This window comes from Erwinia sp. AnSW2-5 (assembly GCF_045107195.1).
Taxonomy (GTDB): Bacteria; Pseudomonadota; Gammaproteobacteria; order Enterobacterales; family Enterobacteriaceae; genus Erwinia.
In genome coordinates this window covers 265,126-280,040 of record NZ_JBJGXA010000002.1, presented here as the reverse complement: position 1 = coordinate 280,040, position 14,915 = coordinate 265,126, and the positions used below count along the sequence as shown (strand labels likewise).

Annotated in this window: 18 protein-coding genes; 14 read left to right on the top strand and 4 right to left on the bottom strand. The window is 54.1% G+C overall.

What is annotated here, in order from left to right:
* Positions 1-9 precede the first annotated feature (9 nt).
* Both poxB and ltaE read left to right on the top strand, forming a co-directional pair.
* Complete coding sequence (gene poxB, locus ACFL9S_RS02940; RefSeq protein ID WP_405260205.1) at positions 10-1,731, top strand: ubiquinone-dependent pyruvate dehydrogenase; 1,722 nt, start codon at positions 10-12, stop codon at positions 1,729-1,731.
* 66 nt (positions 1,732-1,797) lie between these two features.
* Positions 1,798-2,802 carry a low-specificity L-threonine aldolase gene (gene ltaE, locus ACFL9S_RS02935; protein WP_405260204.1) on the top strand — a complete coding sequence of 335 codons (1,005 nt, stop codon included), beginning with the start codon at positions 1,798-1,800 and terminating at the stop codon, positions 2,800-2,802.
* A gap of 1 nt (position 2,803) precedes the next feature.
* Here the strand turns inward: ltaE and ACFL9S_RS02930 are convergent, their stop codons facing one another.
* Together ACFL9S_RS02930 and ACFL9S_RS02925 are read right to left on the bottom strand one after the other, a co-directional pair.
* Entirely contained in the window at positions 2,804-3,646 is an 843-nt protein-coding gene (locus ACFL9S_RS02930) for an N-acetylmuramoyl-L-alanine amidase (protein ID WP_405260203.1), read from the bottom strand.
* Entirely contained in the window at positions 3,646-3,969 is a 324-nt protein-coding gene (locus ACFL9S_RS02925) for a heavy metal-binding domain-containing protein (protein ID WP_405260202.1), read from the bottom strand. The genes ACFL9S_RS02930 and ACFL9S_RS02925 overlap by 1 nt, the downstream gene beginning before the upstream one ends.
* 108 nt (positions 3,970-4,077) lie before the next feature.
* On the opposite strand from ACFL9S_RS02925, the gene ACFL9S_RS02920 reads away from it, so the two are divergent.
* The 9 genes from ACFL9S_RS02920 (at position 4,078) to ACFL9S_RS02880 (ending at position 10,429) form a co-directional block, all read left to right on the top strand.
* Positions 4,078-4,608: a lipoprotein gene (locus tag ACFL9S_RS02920; RefSeq protein WP_405260201.1), complete on the top strand. Its 531-nt coding sequence runs from the start codon at positions 4,078-4,080 to the stop codon at positions 4,606-4,608.
* Positions 4,609-4,861: 253 nt separating this feature from the next.
* Positions 4,862-5,344, top strand: a complete 483-nt coding sequence (locus tag ACFL9S_RS02915) for an Hcp family type VI secretion system effector (RefSeq protein WP_405260200.1) — start codon at positions 4,862-4,864, stop codon at positions 5,342-5,344.
* Between the two features lie 28 nt (positions 5,345-5,372).
* Positions 5,373-5,996 (top strand): N-acetylmuramoyl-L-alanine amidase, encoded by a 624-nt coding sequence (locus tag ACFL9S_RS02910; RefSeq protein ID WP_405260199.1) that lies wholly within the window; start codon positions 5,373-5,375, stop codon positions 5,994-5,996.
* The gene (locus tag ACFL9S_RS02905) at positions 5,990-6,424 is read left to right on the top strand and encodes a hypothetical protein (RefSeq protein WP_405260198.1); all 435 of its coding nucleotides are present in this window, start codon (positions 5,990-5,992) and stop codon (positions 6,422-6,424) included. The genes ACFL9S_RS02910 and ACFL9S_RS02905 overlap by 7 nt, the downstream gene beginning before the upstream one ends.
* Positions 6,425-6,695: 271 nt before the next feature.
* Positions 6,696-7,424: an arginine ABC transporter ATP-binding protein ArtP gene (gene artP / locus ACFL9S_RS02900; protein ID WP_159338116.1), complete on the top strand. Its 729-nt coding sequence runs from the start codon at positions 6,696-6,698 to the stop codon at positions 7,422-7,424.
* A gap of 15 nt (positions 7,425-7,439) precedes the next feature.
* Positions 7,440-8,171, top strand: coding sequence for an arginine ABC transporter substrate-binding protein (gene artJ / locus ACFL9S_RS02895; RefSeq protein ID WP_405260197.1), 732 nt, complete (start codon positions 7,440-7,442; stop codon positions 8,169-8,171).
* 3 nt (positions 8,172-8,174) lie between these two features.
* Positions 8,175-8,891: an arginine ABC transporter permease ArtQ gene (gene artQ, locus ACFL9S_RS02890; RefSeq protein ID WP_405260196.1), complete on the top strand. Its 717-nt coding sequence runs from the start codon at positions 8,175-8,177 to the stop codon at positions 8,889-8,891.
* The gene (gene artM, locus ACFL9S_RS02885; protein WP_405260195.1) at positions 8,891-9,559 is read left to right on the top strand and encodes an arginine ABC transporter permease ArtM; all 669 of its coding nucleotides are present in this window, start codon (positions 8,891-8,893) and stop codon (positions 9,557-9,559) included. Before artQ ends, artM begins: the two co-directional genes overlap by 1 nt.
* Before the next feature lie 138 nt (positions 9,560-9,697).
* Positions 9,698-10,429: an arginine ABC transporter substrate-binding protein gene (locus ACFL9S_RS02880; RefSeq protein WP_405260194.1), complete on the top strand. Its 732-nt coding sequence runs from the start codon at positions 9,698-9,700 to the stop codon at positions 10,427-10,429.
* Between the two features lie 119 nt (positions 10,430-10,548).
* On the opposite strand, the gene rlmC is transcribed toward ACFL9S_RS02880, so the two are convergent.
* Together rlmC and ACFL9S_RS02870 are read right to left on the bottom strand one after the other, a co-directional pair.
* The gene (rlmC, locus tag ACFL9S_RS02875; RefSeq protein WP_405260193.1) at positions 10,549-11,676 is read right to left on the bottom strand and encodes a 23S rRNA (uracil(747)-C(5))-methyltransferase RlmC; all 1,128 of its coding nucleotides are present in this window, start codon (positions 11,674-11,676) and stop codon (positions 10,549-10,551) included.
* A gap of 55 nt (positions 11,677-11,731) precedes the next feature.
* Complete coding sequence (locus ACFL9S_RS02870) at positions 11,732-12,205, bottom strand: YbjO family protein (RefSeq protein ID WP_405260192.1); 474 nt, start codon at positions 12,203-12,205, stop codon at positions 11,732-11,734.
* 378 nt (positions 12,206-12,583) lie between these two features.
* Between ACFL9S_RS02870 and ACFL9S_RS02865 the strand changes: the two genes are divergently transcribed.
* Genes ACFL9S_RS02865 through ACFL9S_RS02855 form a run of 3 tightly spaced genes read left to right on the top strand, consistent with a single transcriptional unit; the run spans position 12,584 to position 14,846 of the window.
* On the top strand, positions 12,584-13,255 hold the full coding sequence (locus ACFL9S_RS02865; RefSeq protein WP_405260191.1) for a nucleoside recognition domain-containing protein: 672 nt from the start codon (positions 12,584-12,586) through the stop codon (positions 13,253-13,255).
* A complete protein-coding gene (locus ACFL9S_RS02860) occupies positions 13,245-13,718 on the top strand; it encodes a YjiG family protein (RefSeq protein WP_405260190.1) in 474 nt (157 codons plus the stop codon). The genes ACFL9S_RS02865 and ACFL9S_RS02860 overlap by 11 nt, the downstream gene beginning before the upstream one ends.
* Before the next feature lie 24 nt (positions 13,719-13,742).
* The gene (locus ACFL9S_RS02855; protein WP_405260189.1) at positions 13,743-14,846 is read left to right on the top strand and encodes an amidohydrolase; all 1,104 of its coding nucleotides are present in this window, start codon (positions 13,743-13,745) and stop codon (positions 14,844-14,846) included.
* Positions 14,847-14,915: the final 69 nt, after the last annotated feature.

The following is a 14,915-nucleotide window of genomic DNA, read 5'->3' as shown; positions in this document are numbered from 1 at the left end:
GGAGAACGCATGAAGCAAACTGTTGCAGCCCTGGTCGCAAAAACACTGGAAAGTGCCGGCGTAAAACGTATCTGGGGCGTCACGGGCGACTCACTGAACGGCTTGAGTGACAGCCTTAATCGCATGGGGACCATTCGCTGGATGCCCACCCGTCACGAAGAAGTCGCGGCATTTGCCGCTGGCGCTGAGGCCCACCTTACCGGCGAACTGGCGGTCTGTGCCGGATCCTGTGGGCCAGGTAACCTGCACCTTATCAATGGACTGTTCGATTGCCACCGCAACCACGTACCGGTACTGGCGATTGCAGCACATATTCCGTCAGCAGAAATCGGCAGCAATTACTTTCAGGAAACCCATCCACAGGAGCTGTTTCGTGAATGCAGCCACTACTGTGAACTGGTTTCTAACCCCGAGCAGCTTCCGCAGGTGCTGGGGATTGCCATGCGCAAAGCGATTCTCAATAAAGGCGTCTCCGTCGTGGTACTGCCGGGTGATATCGCGCTTCAGCTGGCACCGGAGGGCGCAAATAGCGACTGGTATCCTCCGCAGTTACCCCAGGTGCAACCCATCGCGGCTGAGCTGGAGAAACTGGCGACAGCACTGAATCAGGCCAGCAATGTTACCCTGCTGTGCGGCAGCGGCTGCGCAGGCGCGCACAGCGAAGTGGTAGCGCTGGCAGCAACCCTGAAAGCCCCGGTGGTGCATGCCCTGCGCGGCAAAGAACATATCGAATACGACAACCCATACGATGTGGGCATGACCGGGTTGATCGGCTTCTCCTCCGGCTACCACGCGATGATGAATGCTGACACGCTGCTGATCCTCGGCAGCCAGTTTCCTTATCGTGCCTTCTATCCGCCCAATGCGAAAATCATTCAGATCGATATCAATCCCGGCAGCCTGGGCAGCCACTGCGCGCTGGATATGGCGCTGGTCGGTGATGTCAAAGCCACGCTGACCGCCTTACTGCCACAGCTTAGCGTGAAAACCGAACGCGGCTTCCTCGATCAGGCGCTGGAGCATTATGCCAAAGCGCGTAAAGAGCTGGATGCACTCGCCACCGCTAACGATAAACAACCGATCCATCCGCAATACCTCGCGCAGCAGATCAGCCGCTACGCCAGCGACGATGCGATCTTCACCTGCGATGTCGGTACTCCCACCGTCTGGGCAGCCCGCTATCTGAAAATGAACGGCAAACGCCGCCTGCTCGGGTCATTCAGTCACGGTTCAATGGCCAATGCGATGCCGCAGGCCATTGGCGCCCAGGCGATTGATCCTGGCCGCCAAACCATCGCCCTGTGCGGTGATGGCGGATTCAGCATGTTAATGGGCGATTTCCTCTCACTGGCACAGTTAAAACTGCCGGTCAAAATCGTGGTGTTTAACAACAGCGTGCTGGGGTTTGTCGCGATGGAGATGAAGTCCGGCGGATACCTCACCGATGGCACCGAGCTGGAAAATCCCAACTTTGCGGCGATTGCTAACGCCTGCGGTGTGAAAGGCATTCGGGTTGAGCAGGCATCACAACTGGACGACGCCATTCAACAGGCGCTGGCACACAATGGCCCGGCACTGATCGATGTGGTCACCGCAAAAGAAGAGCTGGCGATGCCGCCGCAGATCAAATTTGAACAGGCGAAGGGTTTCAGCCTGTACATGCTGCGCGCGATTATTAATGGCCGTGGTGACGAAGTGGTTGATCTGGCAAAAACCAACTGGCTGCGGTAAAAAAGAGCGAAGGCCTTTTTCACGGACGCTGCGGCGTCCGTTTTACTGTTGACAGGAGAGTTGAGCGTGATTGATCTGCGTAGTGATACCGTGACCCGCCCCAGCCAGGCGATGCTGAATGCCATGATGTCGGCTGAAACCGGCGACGATGTTTATGGTGATGACCCCACCGTCAATCTCCTGGAATCAGAAGCCGCCCGCCTCAGCGGCAAGGCTGCCGCTCTGTTCCTGCCCACGGGCACCCAGGCGAACCTGGTCGCCCTGCTGTGTCACTGTCAGCGTGGTGAAGAGTATATCGTCGGCCAACTGGCACATAACTACAAATACGAAGCCGGCGGCGCGGCCGTACTGGGCAGCATACAGCCTCAGCCGATCCTCGCCGCCGCTGACGGATCGTTACCACTGGATGTGGTAGCGCAGTTTATCAAACCCGATGATGTGCATTTCGCCATCACCCGCCTGTTAAGCCTGGAAAATACCCATAACGGCAAAGTGCTGCCGATTGCCTATCTGCAACAGGCGTGGAACTTCACCCGTGAACGCAAGCTGGCGCTGCATATCGATGGCGCGCGTATTTTCAACGCGGCAGTGGCGCTGGACGTGCCGCTGGAGGCGCTTGCCCGCTACTGTGATACGCTGACTATCTGCCTGTCTAAAGGGCTGGGCACGCCTGTGGGATCGCTGCTGTGCGGCAGTGAGGCGTTTATCCAGCGAGCACGTCGCTGGCGGAAGATGACGGGCGGCGGCATGCGCCAGGCGGGGATTCTGGCCGCAGCCGGGCTGTATGCGCTGGAGCACAACGTCGATCGCTTAAAAGATGACCACGACAATGCGGCCTGGCTGGCCGGGGCGCTGCGTGAGATCGGCGTGGATGTCACCCGTTACGACACCAACATGGTGTTCCTGCGCCTGCCAGAGGCGCAGATTGCCACGCTGGGGCCGTGGATGCGCGAACGCGGTATTCTCCTCAGCCCTGGCCCGATAACACGCCTGGTGACCCACCTGGATGCCGACCGTGATGCGCTGCAACAGCTGGTTAGCCAGTGGCAGGCATTTTTAGCCGCACAGTAAGTTACTCGGAACCGTATTTCTCCAGCAGCGCAGCGGCGATGGCTTCGGTTTCAGCATCTGCCACGCCGCTGTAATCTGCCGGACGAAAGTGCATCTGAAAAGCGGCGATCAGCGCCTGCTGCTGATAGGGCTTCATCTGCGGCGTCACCTCATAACCATAGCGGGCCAACAGATCCAGCAGCCGGGTTTTATCCACGCGCTGCGTCGGCGGGCGGCCCGCCAGCCAGAACGTCACCCTTTCTGCATCAGGCCATGCGCCAATGCCCTGCGCGGCAAACCACTGCCAGGGGAACAGCGGGCCTGGGTCCTGTTTACGCAGCGGGGCAATATCACTGTGTGCCACCACATCCTGTGGCTGAATGCCGTAGCGCTGCACAATGTCACGCACCAGCGGCAGCAGTGCATCCATCTGCGACTGGGGGAACGGCTGCCAGACCACGACCCCGCCCTCACGATGCCAGCCCTGATTCTCCAGCTCAATGCCGATGGAGGTATCATTCAGCCGGGTTGCGCCACGCCAGAAACTCTCCCCGGCGTGCCATGCCAGCATCGACTCCGGCACCAGTCGCCATACCAGCGGTTGACCATCATATTTTGGCGGCGTTGCCGGTAAAAGATAGTGAGCGCTCACACGACGATCGGTCAGCGTATTCAGCGAACGTGGGAAATCCCCGGCCGTATAGTGGATCACCAGCACTTTGACGCGCGGGCGGGCACCGTATGCTTCCTGCCGGGTATCCACCATGTATCCCTGGTGCTGTTGCAGCCCATTCGGGGTGATTGAGGTATACAGAAAGACCGCCAGCAACAGCAACAGCGGACGAACAATGGACAACGGACGCATCAGTGGCGCAGTTTGACTGCGGTGCCGCTTACGCTGACCATCAGCATGCTGTTGCCTTTGCCCACGGTTTCATAATCAATATCGATTCCGACGACGGCATCAGCCCCCAGTGCTTTCGCCCGTACTTCCAGCTCCGTAAAGGCTATCTGGCGCGCCTTATGCAGTTCTTTCTCATACGCCCCGGCACGGCCGCCGACGATATCGCGGATACCGGCAAAAAAGTCTTTAAAGATGTTGGCGCCGAGAATCACCTCACCGGTGACGACGCCGCAATATTCAGTAATGGACTGGCCTTCCAGCGTTGGCGTTGTGGAAAATTTCATGTCGCTCTCCTTGTTCAATGATCGCTTCGCTCTTGCAACTACACTGAGCAGCTATACTTACGCGGGTAATTATAAAGCACCTCCACTGATAACAATAAGGAAATCAGAATGAAATACCGCCCCTTTGCTACCGTGGTACCCCTTGCGCTGTTACTCAGTGCCTGTACTACCGTAGAGCCTGCCTATAAGGACATTGGTACCCGGGTGGGGCCATGTGCTGATGGCGGCCCGGACAGCGTCGCGCAGCAGTTCTACGATCTGCGTACACAGCAACCTTCGCAGGGATTGCCGGATGCTCAACTGCTGGCAAAATACCGTCCGCTACTCAGTGATACACTCTATCAGTCACTGATTAACGCACAGGCAAAACCGCATAAAACCGCACTGCTGACGGGAGATATCTTCTCCAGTCAGAGCCAGGGTGCTACGGATGCCAGCGTGGCGGATGCCTCGACCATTCCCAACACCGATGCCCGTAATATTCCGCTGCGCGTCACGCTCAAGCGGGGCGATGTTAGCTGGCAGGATGAAGTGCTGATGGTACGTGAAGGCACCTGCTGGTCTGTCAGTGATGTGCGCTATCTTGGCCATAATCCGCATCTTTCCGGCGGCTCACTCGTCCAGCAGCTACAAAGATAAATCCCGAATACGTGCCGCGGCCTGGCGGCACGATGTCTGACTGCCTCATTCTGATTCACTCCCGCCGTATCCTTTACTTACACCACGCACGCCTGCCCTAAATAAAAATCATTGATTTACGATTTATATCTGTCGGCCATTGGCCGTAACTTTACTTGCTGTGGATAGTTAATTTATTAATCGATTAACTAACGCAACACTGTTAATTAAACAGCTATCAGTTTTATTTTTTATCAAAAAATAAGGACGTAATATGGCTCAGGATACTTTCATTAAATTCAATAGTATTGAGGGTGAGTCTCAGGATCATTTACATAAAGGCGAAATTGATGTCATCCGTTGGGAATGGTCTGTCAGCCAGACCGCCAATATGCACAACGGGAGTGGCGGGGGCGCAGGAAAATCAACCGTCAAGGATCTCTTTTTCGACCACCACATTGACAAATCCAGCCCCAATCTTCTTCAGTATTGCCTTAACGGAAAGCATATTTCGGAAGTCATACTAACCACTCGAAAAGCGGGTGGCTCGCCGTTGGACTATCTGGTCATTACGTTACAGGAAGTACTCATTACTTCAGTTGAGCCTTTTGGTTATGACACCATGCGCAGCCCGCGTGAAACCGTCGGATTATCTTTCGCCCGGTTCAGGATAGATTATGTTCTGCAAAATGCGCAAGGCAATACGGCGGGCACTGTATCCACTGGATTCGATATTAAAGCCAACGTAACAATGTAAACCCGAATAACATAAGGAATGGATAACCATGTTATATATAGATAAAGAAGGCTATATCGATGCAGAGCGCATCATCCTTAAAATGTTTAAAAATATTGAACGCGGACAAATGGATGCCGTTAATGGCATCGTGGTGCATCAAACAGATAGCACGACAGCCAGCAGCACCTTTAACAGTTATCAGACCGAAGGTGCTACAGGTGCGCACTTTTTGATTGACAAGGATGGTACTATTTATCAAACAGCATCATTGTTGAAAGTCACCTGGCATGTGGGAAGAATGCAGTCTCGCTGTTTTCTGACCAAAAAGTGTGAACCTACTGAATTAAATAAAGTAGCTGAATTGGAAAAGTCATGGAGAAATTCAGACAAAATACACAAGATTGAAAAAGTTAAAAAATTCCCTGACCGATTCCCAAGTAATGCTGACAGTATCGGAATAGAGATCGTGGGAAAATCTTCAAAGGTAAAAAATGAAAAAACAGGGAAAATGGAATCAATTTATGAATCAGTCAACGATCAACAAAATGACTCTTTAAAATGGCTAATAAAAGAGCTTGTTAGTACGTTAAATGTTTCCATGTCTGAGATATACCGCCACCCTGAAATTGGTAGAAAAACCGCTACAGAGGAGAGTACAGCAAAATGGTAAAAACCAATAAAAAACTTAACGTAGCTCTATTTCTCTTCCTCACTTTTTCGATGCAGGCTCAGGGAAGAGTAGTCAGCCACGTTGAGATAAAACAAACAGGTCAGCACGATGATGGGCGAGAAGATAAGAATGAAGTTGAGGCTTGTAAAGTATTCAGACCATCAAAAAATCAAATAGTACGATTTTTTAATCAGGCGGCCGAGTCAAAAGAAAACGGAAACTTACTTCATGAGTATTACTCACCCTGCATTTCATTCGGTACGATAAAATTTAAAGACGGCTCAAAAGGTGACTGGCAGATACAATCCAGTGGTCTGGGATTTGTTATTTTTGATAATGGCGAGTCAGCAACTTTCTTCCACAAAGGCAATCAATGGACCGATCCCTACGCCTGTACCTATGGTCTGGGTGACGATCTCATTTGTTAATCCACTGCTGCCGCTCAACGGTGTGGCAGCACTTCTTATTCACTTGCTGGCAAAATAAACAAAAAAGGCGAAGCGCCAGCCAGTGTTCCGATCGCGCGCACACATTTGCATAACAACAGCGACTTATACAGACCAAAACCGTTACATCACGCTATCTTGTGCTACTATTTAATCACCCTGCCCGCATAAATAAATTTTAACGCACAATGATTGCATAACTATGCTGTCGACGTTAAGATTCGCGGCATCAATTGCTATTCACTTTTTGCGCATGAGTATTCAACTAAACGGTATTAACTGCTACTACGGTGCCCACCAGGCGCTTTTTGACATTCAGCTGGCTTGCCCTCAGGGCGAGACGCTGGTATTGCTGGGGCCTAGCGGTGCCGGGAAGAGCTCTCTCCTGCGTGTGTTAAACCTGCTGGAGATGCCGCGTTCCGGTACCCTTGAGATCGCAGGTAACCGCTTTGACTTTACAAAACCCCCTGGCGATGCGGCAATACGCGAATTGCGTCAAAACGTCGGCATGGTGTTTCAACAGTACAATCTCTGGCCTCACCTGACTGTCGTTCAGAACCTGATCGAAGCCCCCTGCCGCGTGCTGGGCTTAAGCAAAGCACAGGCCCATGAGCGCGCGGCAAAGCTGCTCGATCGCCTGCGTCTGACGACGTTTGCCGACCGTTACCCTCTGCACCTGTCCGGTGGTCAACAGCAACGCGTGGCGATTGCCCGTGCGCTGATGATGGAACCGGCCGTGCTGCTGTTCGATGAACCCACCGCCGCACTGGACCCGGAAATCACCGCCCAGATCGTCAGCATCATTCGTGAGCTGGCGCAGACCAATATCACCCAGGTGATCGTCACCCATGAAGTGGAAGTGGCGCGTAAAACGGCCAGCCGCGTGGTGTATATGGAAAATGGCTATATTGTCGAACAGGGTGATGCCAGTCGCTTTACACAGCCGCAAACCGAGGCGTTTGCCCACTATCTTTCGCATTAATTGCAGGACATAACGATGAAAAAAATTGTCATTGCCGCACTGTTAGCCGGTTTCAGCCTGAGCGCCAGCGCCACTCAGACGCTTCGTTTTGCTACTGAAGCGTCTTATCCTCCTTTCGAATTCGTGGATTCTGATAACAAGATCCAGGGCTTTGATGTCGATCTGGCTAACGCGCTGTGCCGCGAAATCGGTGCCGACTGTACCTTTACCAACCAGGCGTTCGACAGCCTGATCCCTAGCCTGAAATTCCGTCGTTTCGATGCGGTGATGGCGGGCATGGACATCACGCCTGAGCGTGAAAAACAGGTGCTGTTCACTAAAGCCTATTACGACAACTCTGCGCTGTTTATTACCCAGAAAGATAAAGTCGCCAGCGTTGATGCGCTGAAAGGCAAACGCGTGGGTGTGCAGAACGGCACCACTCACCAGAAATACCTGAGCGAAAAGCTGCCTTCCATTAAGGTCGTGCCTTACGACAGCTACCAGAACGCGATCCTCGACCTGAAAAATGGCCGTATCGACGCGGTATTTGGTGATACTGCAGTAGTGAACGAATGGCTGAAGCAGAACCCGAACCTCGCGCCAATGGGCGAGAAAGTGACGGATAAAGCCTACTTCGGTACCGGCCTCGGCATCGCCGTGCGCCAGGGCAATACCGAGCTTCAGAGCAAATTCGACGCGGCGCTGGACAAGGTGAAAGCCAACGGCACCTACAAAACTATCTACAGCAAGTGGTTTCAGCAGTAATTAATGAGCGAACTTTATACTCTCGCCAGCGCCGCCGGGATGACCGTCGGCCTGGCCGTTTGTGCACTGATCGCCGGTTTAATACTGGCGATGGTTTTCGCCGTCTGGGAATCTGCACGCTGGCGTCCCCTCGCCTGGCTCGGAACCGGACTGGTCACGCTATTTCGCGGCCTGCCGGAAATCCTTGTGGTGCTGTTTATCTACTTCGGTGCCTCGCAGCTGCTGTTGACGCTGTCGGACGGCTTCACGGTTAACCTGGGGTTCATACAGATCCCGATTCAGGTCGCCATTGAGAATTTTGACGTCAGCCCGTTTCTTTGCGGGGTGATTGCGCTGGCTATCCTCTACTCTTCTTATGCCTCACAAACCCTGCGTGGTGCACTGAAAGCCGTACCATCAGGCCAGTGGGAGTCAGGGCAGGCATTGGGGATGAAGAAAACCGCCATCTTCTTCCGACTGATTATGCCGCAGATGTGGCGCCATGCGCTGCCGGGCCTTGGCAATCAGTGGCTGGTGCTGCTGAAAGATACCGCGCTGGTCTCCCTGATTAGCGTTAACGATATTATGTTGCAGACCAAAAGCATCGCGACCCGCACCCAGGAGCCCTTTACCTGGTATGTCATCGCGGCGGGAATTTACCTGCTAATCACCCTGTTCAGCCAGGCAATCCTGAAACGCATCGAACTGCGAACGACACGCTTTGAGCGGGGAGACTGCTGATGTTGAGTTACTTCCCTGAGCTGCTGAAAGGTCTGAATACCAGCCTGATGCTCACCGTGGCGTCATTGCTGCTGGCATTGATTCTGGCCCTGGTGTTTACCGTCATCCTGGCGCTGAAAGTCCCGGTACTTAACGCGATCACGCGTGCTTATATCACCCTGTTTACCGGCACCCCTCTGCTGGTGCAGATCTTCCTGATCTACTATGGACCAGGACAATTCCCGGCGATCCAGAATATTCACTGGTTATGGGATCTGCTTTCACAACCCTGGCTCTGTGCGCTGCTGGCGCTGTCCCTGAACAGTGCGGCCTATACCACGCTGCTGTTCCACGGTGCGGTGCGCGCCATTCCTGCCGGGCAATGGCAGTCCTGTGCGGCGCTGGGCATGAACCGCCGCGATCAGCTGCGGATTTTGCTGCCGTATGCGTTTAAGCGCGCGCTCTCCTCGTACTCCAATGAGGTGGTGCTGGTGTTTAAAAGCACCTCGCTGGCCTACACCATCACGCTGATGGAAGTGATGGGCCACGGGCAAATGCTTTACGGGCGCACCTACGACATCAGCGTGTTTGCCGCCGCCGGGGTGATCTATCTGTGCGTAAACGGGTTGCTGACCCTGATGATGCGCCTGATTGAGCGCCGGGCACTGGCGTTCGAACAGCGAAATTAATGCTCACCGATGCCCGATCCGCGCCAGCGCCCCGGGCTTCCATGAATAAAAAGCCTTCGTAGCCCTTTAATCAGCGGATGACGAACAGCTTTGGTCGTCGATACTGGTCAGGACAATGAGACCCCAAGGAATATATAGATGAAAAAACTCGTTCTGGCAGCATTGCTGGCCAGCGTTGCCTTAGGAACCCAGGCGGCAGACAAGATTCGTTTTGCCTCCTCCGCGACCTACCCTCCGTTTGAATCCCTGAACAGCGATAACCAGATTGTCGGCTTCGATATCGATCTGGCGAAAGCGCTGTGCAAACAGATGCAGGCGGAGTGCAGCTTCACCAACAATCCCTTCGACAGTCTGGTTCCGGCGCTGAAATTCCGCCGCTATGACGCCGTGATCTCCGGTATGGATATCACCGAAGAGCGCAAGAAACAGGTCAGCTTCACGCAGCCTTACTATGCCAACTCAGCGATTATTATTGCGCAGAAAGGCAAGTTCACCAGCCTGGAGCAGCTGAAGGGAAAACGTGTTGGCATGGAGAATGGCACCACGCACCAGAAATATCTGCATGATAAGCAGCCGGATATCACAGCGGTTGCCTATGACAGCTACCAGAACGCGATCCTTGACCTGAAAAATAATCGACTGGATGGCATTCTGGGCGACACGGCAGTGGTCGGCGCCTGGCTTAAAACCAACCCGAATCTCAGCGCTGTCGGCGAACATATTACGGACAGCAGTTATTTCGGCACGGGCCTGGGGATTGCAGTACGTAAAGATAATGATGCGCTGCTGAAGAAGCTGGACACCGCGCTGGCGGCACTGAAAGCGGACGGCACTATCGACAAGCTGAATAAGCAGTGGTTCCCGGAGTAATTTTCGGCATCAGGGCGCGGCATGCCACGCCCCTACCCACATAGTGCAATCATCGTAACGCGACGTACCGCGCCCAACATAATGCAATCATCGTAGGGGTCGGGCATGCCCGCCCCGCCTTAAACCCGCTGTAGCAGCGTTAAGACTTCGTAATGCGCGGTATGCGGGAACATATCAAACATCTGAACTTTGATGATGCGGTACGCTTTCAGGCGCCCGATATCGGTGGCCATCGTTTCGGCATTACAGCTGGAATAGAGTATCCACGGTGGTGCCATTTTCTCCAGATACGCGCAAAGCTCTGCACCAATTCCCCGGCGCGGTGGATTGACCAACACCAGCTCCGGCACGCTGCCCTCTCCGGTGGCAAAAGCGGTGGAGTCCAGAGCCGCAAAGCTCACCTGCGTCAGCCCCATCTGTGCCGCTGATCGTTGCGCACAGGCAATCGCCTCCTGACTGATTTCGATCCCCGTCAGCTGCATTTCGGGCGTGGCACAGTGCAGGCCAAAACCACCGACCCCACAGAACAGATCCCACATCGCGCTCACCTGCAACTCTCTGACCCAGCCGCGCGCAGTGGCATACAGTTCGGCCGCCACGCGGGGATTGGTCTGAAAGAAGCTTTTCGGCAGAATGGAGAGCGGCACGTCGTTAAGCTGCTCGGCCAGCACCTGATTCTCCGTCAGCGGGATCTCCTCCTCCCCCTCCATAATCGCCATCGCCACAGGCTGAATATTGGCAGAAATCGCCACCAGCTGCGGCAGTGCGCGCTGAAGTTCAGGCAGCGCAGCGCGCAGCTGCGCCAGCTTGGTGGTTGAACGCAGAACAAAGCGCAGCATCAGTTGCCCGTTATGCTGGCTCTCAGTCAACAGGATATATTTCAGTTCACCACGGCGGCGTGCCACGTTATACGGCGTCAGCCCGGCACGGGCAATAAACGGGCGCAGTTCAGCGAACACGCTGACAAAACTGTCAGGATAGAGCGGGCAATCGCTGAGATCGACCGGCGTACCATCGCGATGCAGCATACCCAGCAGCGGGCGTTCAACGCTGCCGCTAACCACCATTTTGGCTTTATTGCGGAATTTCTGTGGCGGCGAGAGCGCAGGCGACAACCACTGCTCAACTGGAAATGACTCCAGCAGTTGCTGTAAATGTGACTGTTTTTGAGCAACTTGCTGGGGGTAAGGCGTCTCCAGCCACTGGCAGGAACGGCAACGGCCGGCGTCGTAAAGCGCGCAATGCATGATGGAAGCCTGATCTGGGAAGCGAAATGCAGTCGGACAGTATAGCAGTGGAGGATTAGCGATAAAACCGTCTGCTACTTTGCGGCACAAACAGCAACAACAAGACCAGGATATCGGGAAGCTTTTGTACCAACAGAGAGGCAACAATCTGACTATCGTTAGTACTGTTAATGCTGAATATCTCTGGATAGACCCAGCCCATAGACGCCACAAACATATAGATCAGCACCAGCACCTGAGCGATCAGAAAACCCCAGCGCCCCCAGCTGTGCCCACGCATCAGCGCAATGGCACAGCGCAGTTCGATAAAGAAGATCAGCTGGCTGGCAATAAAGATCAGCGTTGAATCCCAGGCCTGTGCACTACGATGGACAAAGTTCATCAGCTCCATCAGCCCCAGCTCGTTGGCGAGCAGCAAAACGCCCAGGCAACGGGTGGCAATAATGGCAATACCCGCAATCCACACTGGCACCGGGATCGTCCCTGCGCCGCTGAACAGAGTTTTGCCCTCTCTTATGACTTCTGACATTTCTCTCCCCTGCTGCTGCCACGCCCTGTGATGGTGCAATTGATCCATCATGGTGTCTTACTGTCGCGCTCACAAGAATATTCCTACTGAGAAAAGAAAAAAAGTGTCTTTTATTTCTTCGCTACAAATAAATAATTGGTTTTTCACCTTTATCTGATAGCGAAATTAACCCGCCCTGCCTCAGTTCATTTCGGAAGATTAATAACATGAATGCATCCTGGCACGATCCCTGCAATCCGAACCTGGTGGTTCGATAGTTATCGGCAGCAACCACCTTATTTTTAGTCCAGGCCGGTTAATCATTCCACACGATGGAACGAAAAATCCGCTATCGACTATTTGCCTAACCTTTGATGAATTCCGGGGAGTAAGAACCAGATGTCTGAAGATAAAATAACCCAGTCGGCTGAAAAGTGGTCAGTCGGCAAAGGTGCCTGGCTGGCCTTAATATTAGCCATATTGTTTTTTTCCGGCCTGCTATTTAACGTCGAGGGTATGGCATGGCTGGGTGCTTTTGATTTCACCACGCTGGGCGGCAGTTTCGGCACCATGAAAGATCCGGCTCATAATACTTTTGTCGGTGCAGGCGGGCTGAGCGCCAAAGCCGGTTTCCTGTTTGCACTGTCGCTGGTGCCTACCGTGATGCTGGCGCTGGGGTTGCTGGAGATCTTCACCCATTATGGTGCCATTCGCGCAGCCCATAAGTTGCTGACACCGCTGCTACGTCCGCTATTAGGTATTCCAGGCCGCACCGGACTGGCCTTAATTACCGATTTACAAAGCACCGATGCGGGTGCGGCATTAACCAAAGAGCTGTACGACAACAAACAGGTAACAAAGAAAGACGTGGTGATCATGGCGGCCTGGCAATATTCCGGCGCCGGGCTGATTAATAACTACTTCTCTATCGGGTCGGCGTTATTTGCTTCGCTGGCCACACCGGTACTGGTTCCACTGGTGCTGATGTTCGTGCTGAAATTTGTTGGCGGCGCCTTTGTCCGTCTGATGCTGAATACCGTCTACAAGCGAGATTTCCAACATGCAGAATAATCCTCAGGTTAGCGTTTCTAATAATCCCTTCGATATCTTTGTGATTGGCGCACGTAAAGGCTTCCATATTGCCATTCATAATTTAATGCCGAACGTGGTGATGGCTTATGTGATTGCCGAAGTGCTGAACCTGCTTGGCGTGATGAAACTGATTGGCACGGTTTTCGCGCCCGTCATGGGATTATTCGGCCTGCCCGGTGAAGCGGTTACCGTCCTGCTGACCGCCTGGCTCTCCTCCTCTGCCGGGACGGGCGTTGCTATCAGCCTGCTGGCAAAAGGCGTACTGACCGGGGGAGATATCACTATTCTGGCTCCGGCGATCTTTTTAATGGGTTCTCAGTTACAGTATATGGGCCGCCTGCTCGGCGTTTCCGACGTACCGAAAAAATACTGGCCGCTGCTGATGCTGACCAGCATCATGAACTCAGTCATCGCCATGCTGGTCATGCGGATCATTGCGTAACAGAAGCTGAATGGAGTGTATAACGTGTCAAAAGTGTTAGAACATTACCACTACCTGCACGAAATCCCGGAGTTGGGTTTCCAAGAGTTTAAGACCTCGGCCTATATTAGCCAGCAGCTCAAAGCAGCAGGTTATGAGGTGCAGGATAATTTCAATGCCACCACCGGCATTGTCGCTGTGCTGGACAGCGGCGTTCCCGGTCCCACTCTGGCACTGCGCGCCGATATGGATGCGCTGGGGCATATCATCAACGGCATTCCCTGCGCCCGCCATACCTGCGGCCACGACGGCCACTCTTCAGTGGTGCTCACCGCCGCTCAGGAATTGATCGCCGAACAGGCGATTAAAAAAGGCCGCCTGAAACTGATTTTCCAGCCTGCTGAAGAACTGGGAACCGGCGCGCTGGCGATGATCGACGGCGGTGCCATTGATGATGTCGATATGATCCTCGGTTTCCACGTCCGTCCGGCGGAAGAGTGCGCGGTTGGCACAGCAATCCCTGCCGTATATTACTCAGCATGTGTGACCGTGGAAGCTATTATTCGTGGCCAGACCGCGCACGGCGCTCGCCCCCATCTTGGCGTCAATGCGCTGGATGCGGGCGTCAGCGCGGTGCAGGCCGTCAACGCCATTCATATGGCACCGAACAGCGTGTGGAGTGTGAAAGCCACGCGCTTCCTCTGCGATGCAGGCGTGACCAACTCAATCCCGGATGAAGCCCGCGTGGTGTTCGATCTGCGCGCAGCAAAGAACGAGGATATGATCGAACTGCAAAGCCGCGTGCAGCGTGCGATTGAGCACAGCGTTGCCGCCTTTGGCGCGCAGGTGGACGTGCTGATACTGAAAGCGATGCCGGCAGCTGAAATTGATGATGAGATGAGCGCACTGATTTCCGGCGCGATTGTCGAGGTGCTGGGCAAGGATGCCTTACTGGAGCCGCGCTCTACGCCGGGCAGTGAAGATTTCTTCCACTATCCGGTACAGCGCCCCTCCGTGAAGGCGGGGTTCTGGGGGCTGGGCACCGGGTTAGTCCCCGGATTGCACCACCCAGATATGCATTTTGATCTGAATTCACTGCCGGTCGGGATTAAGATCTTCAAAGCCTGTGTGAAGAAGGTGCTGGGGTAAGCGATTCCCAGCCGGATGGTAAATAGCGGGCGGACCGAAAAAGAAGGTCCGCCCCTACGCAAGCCTGCA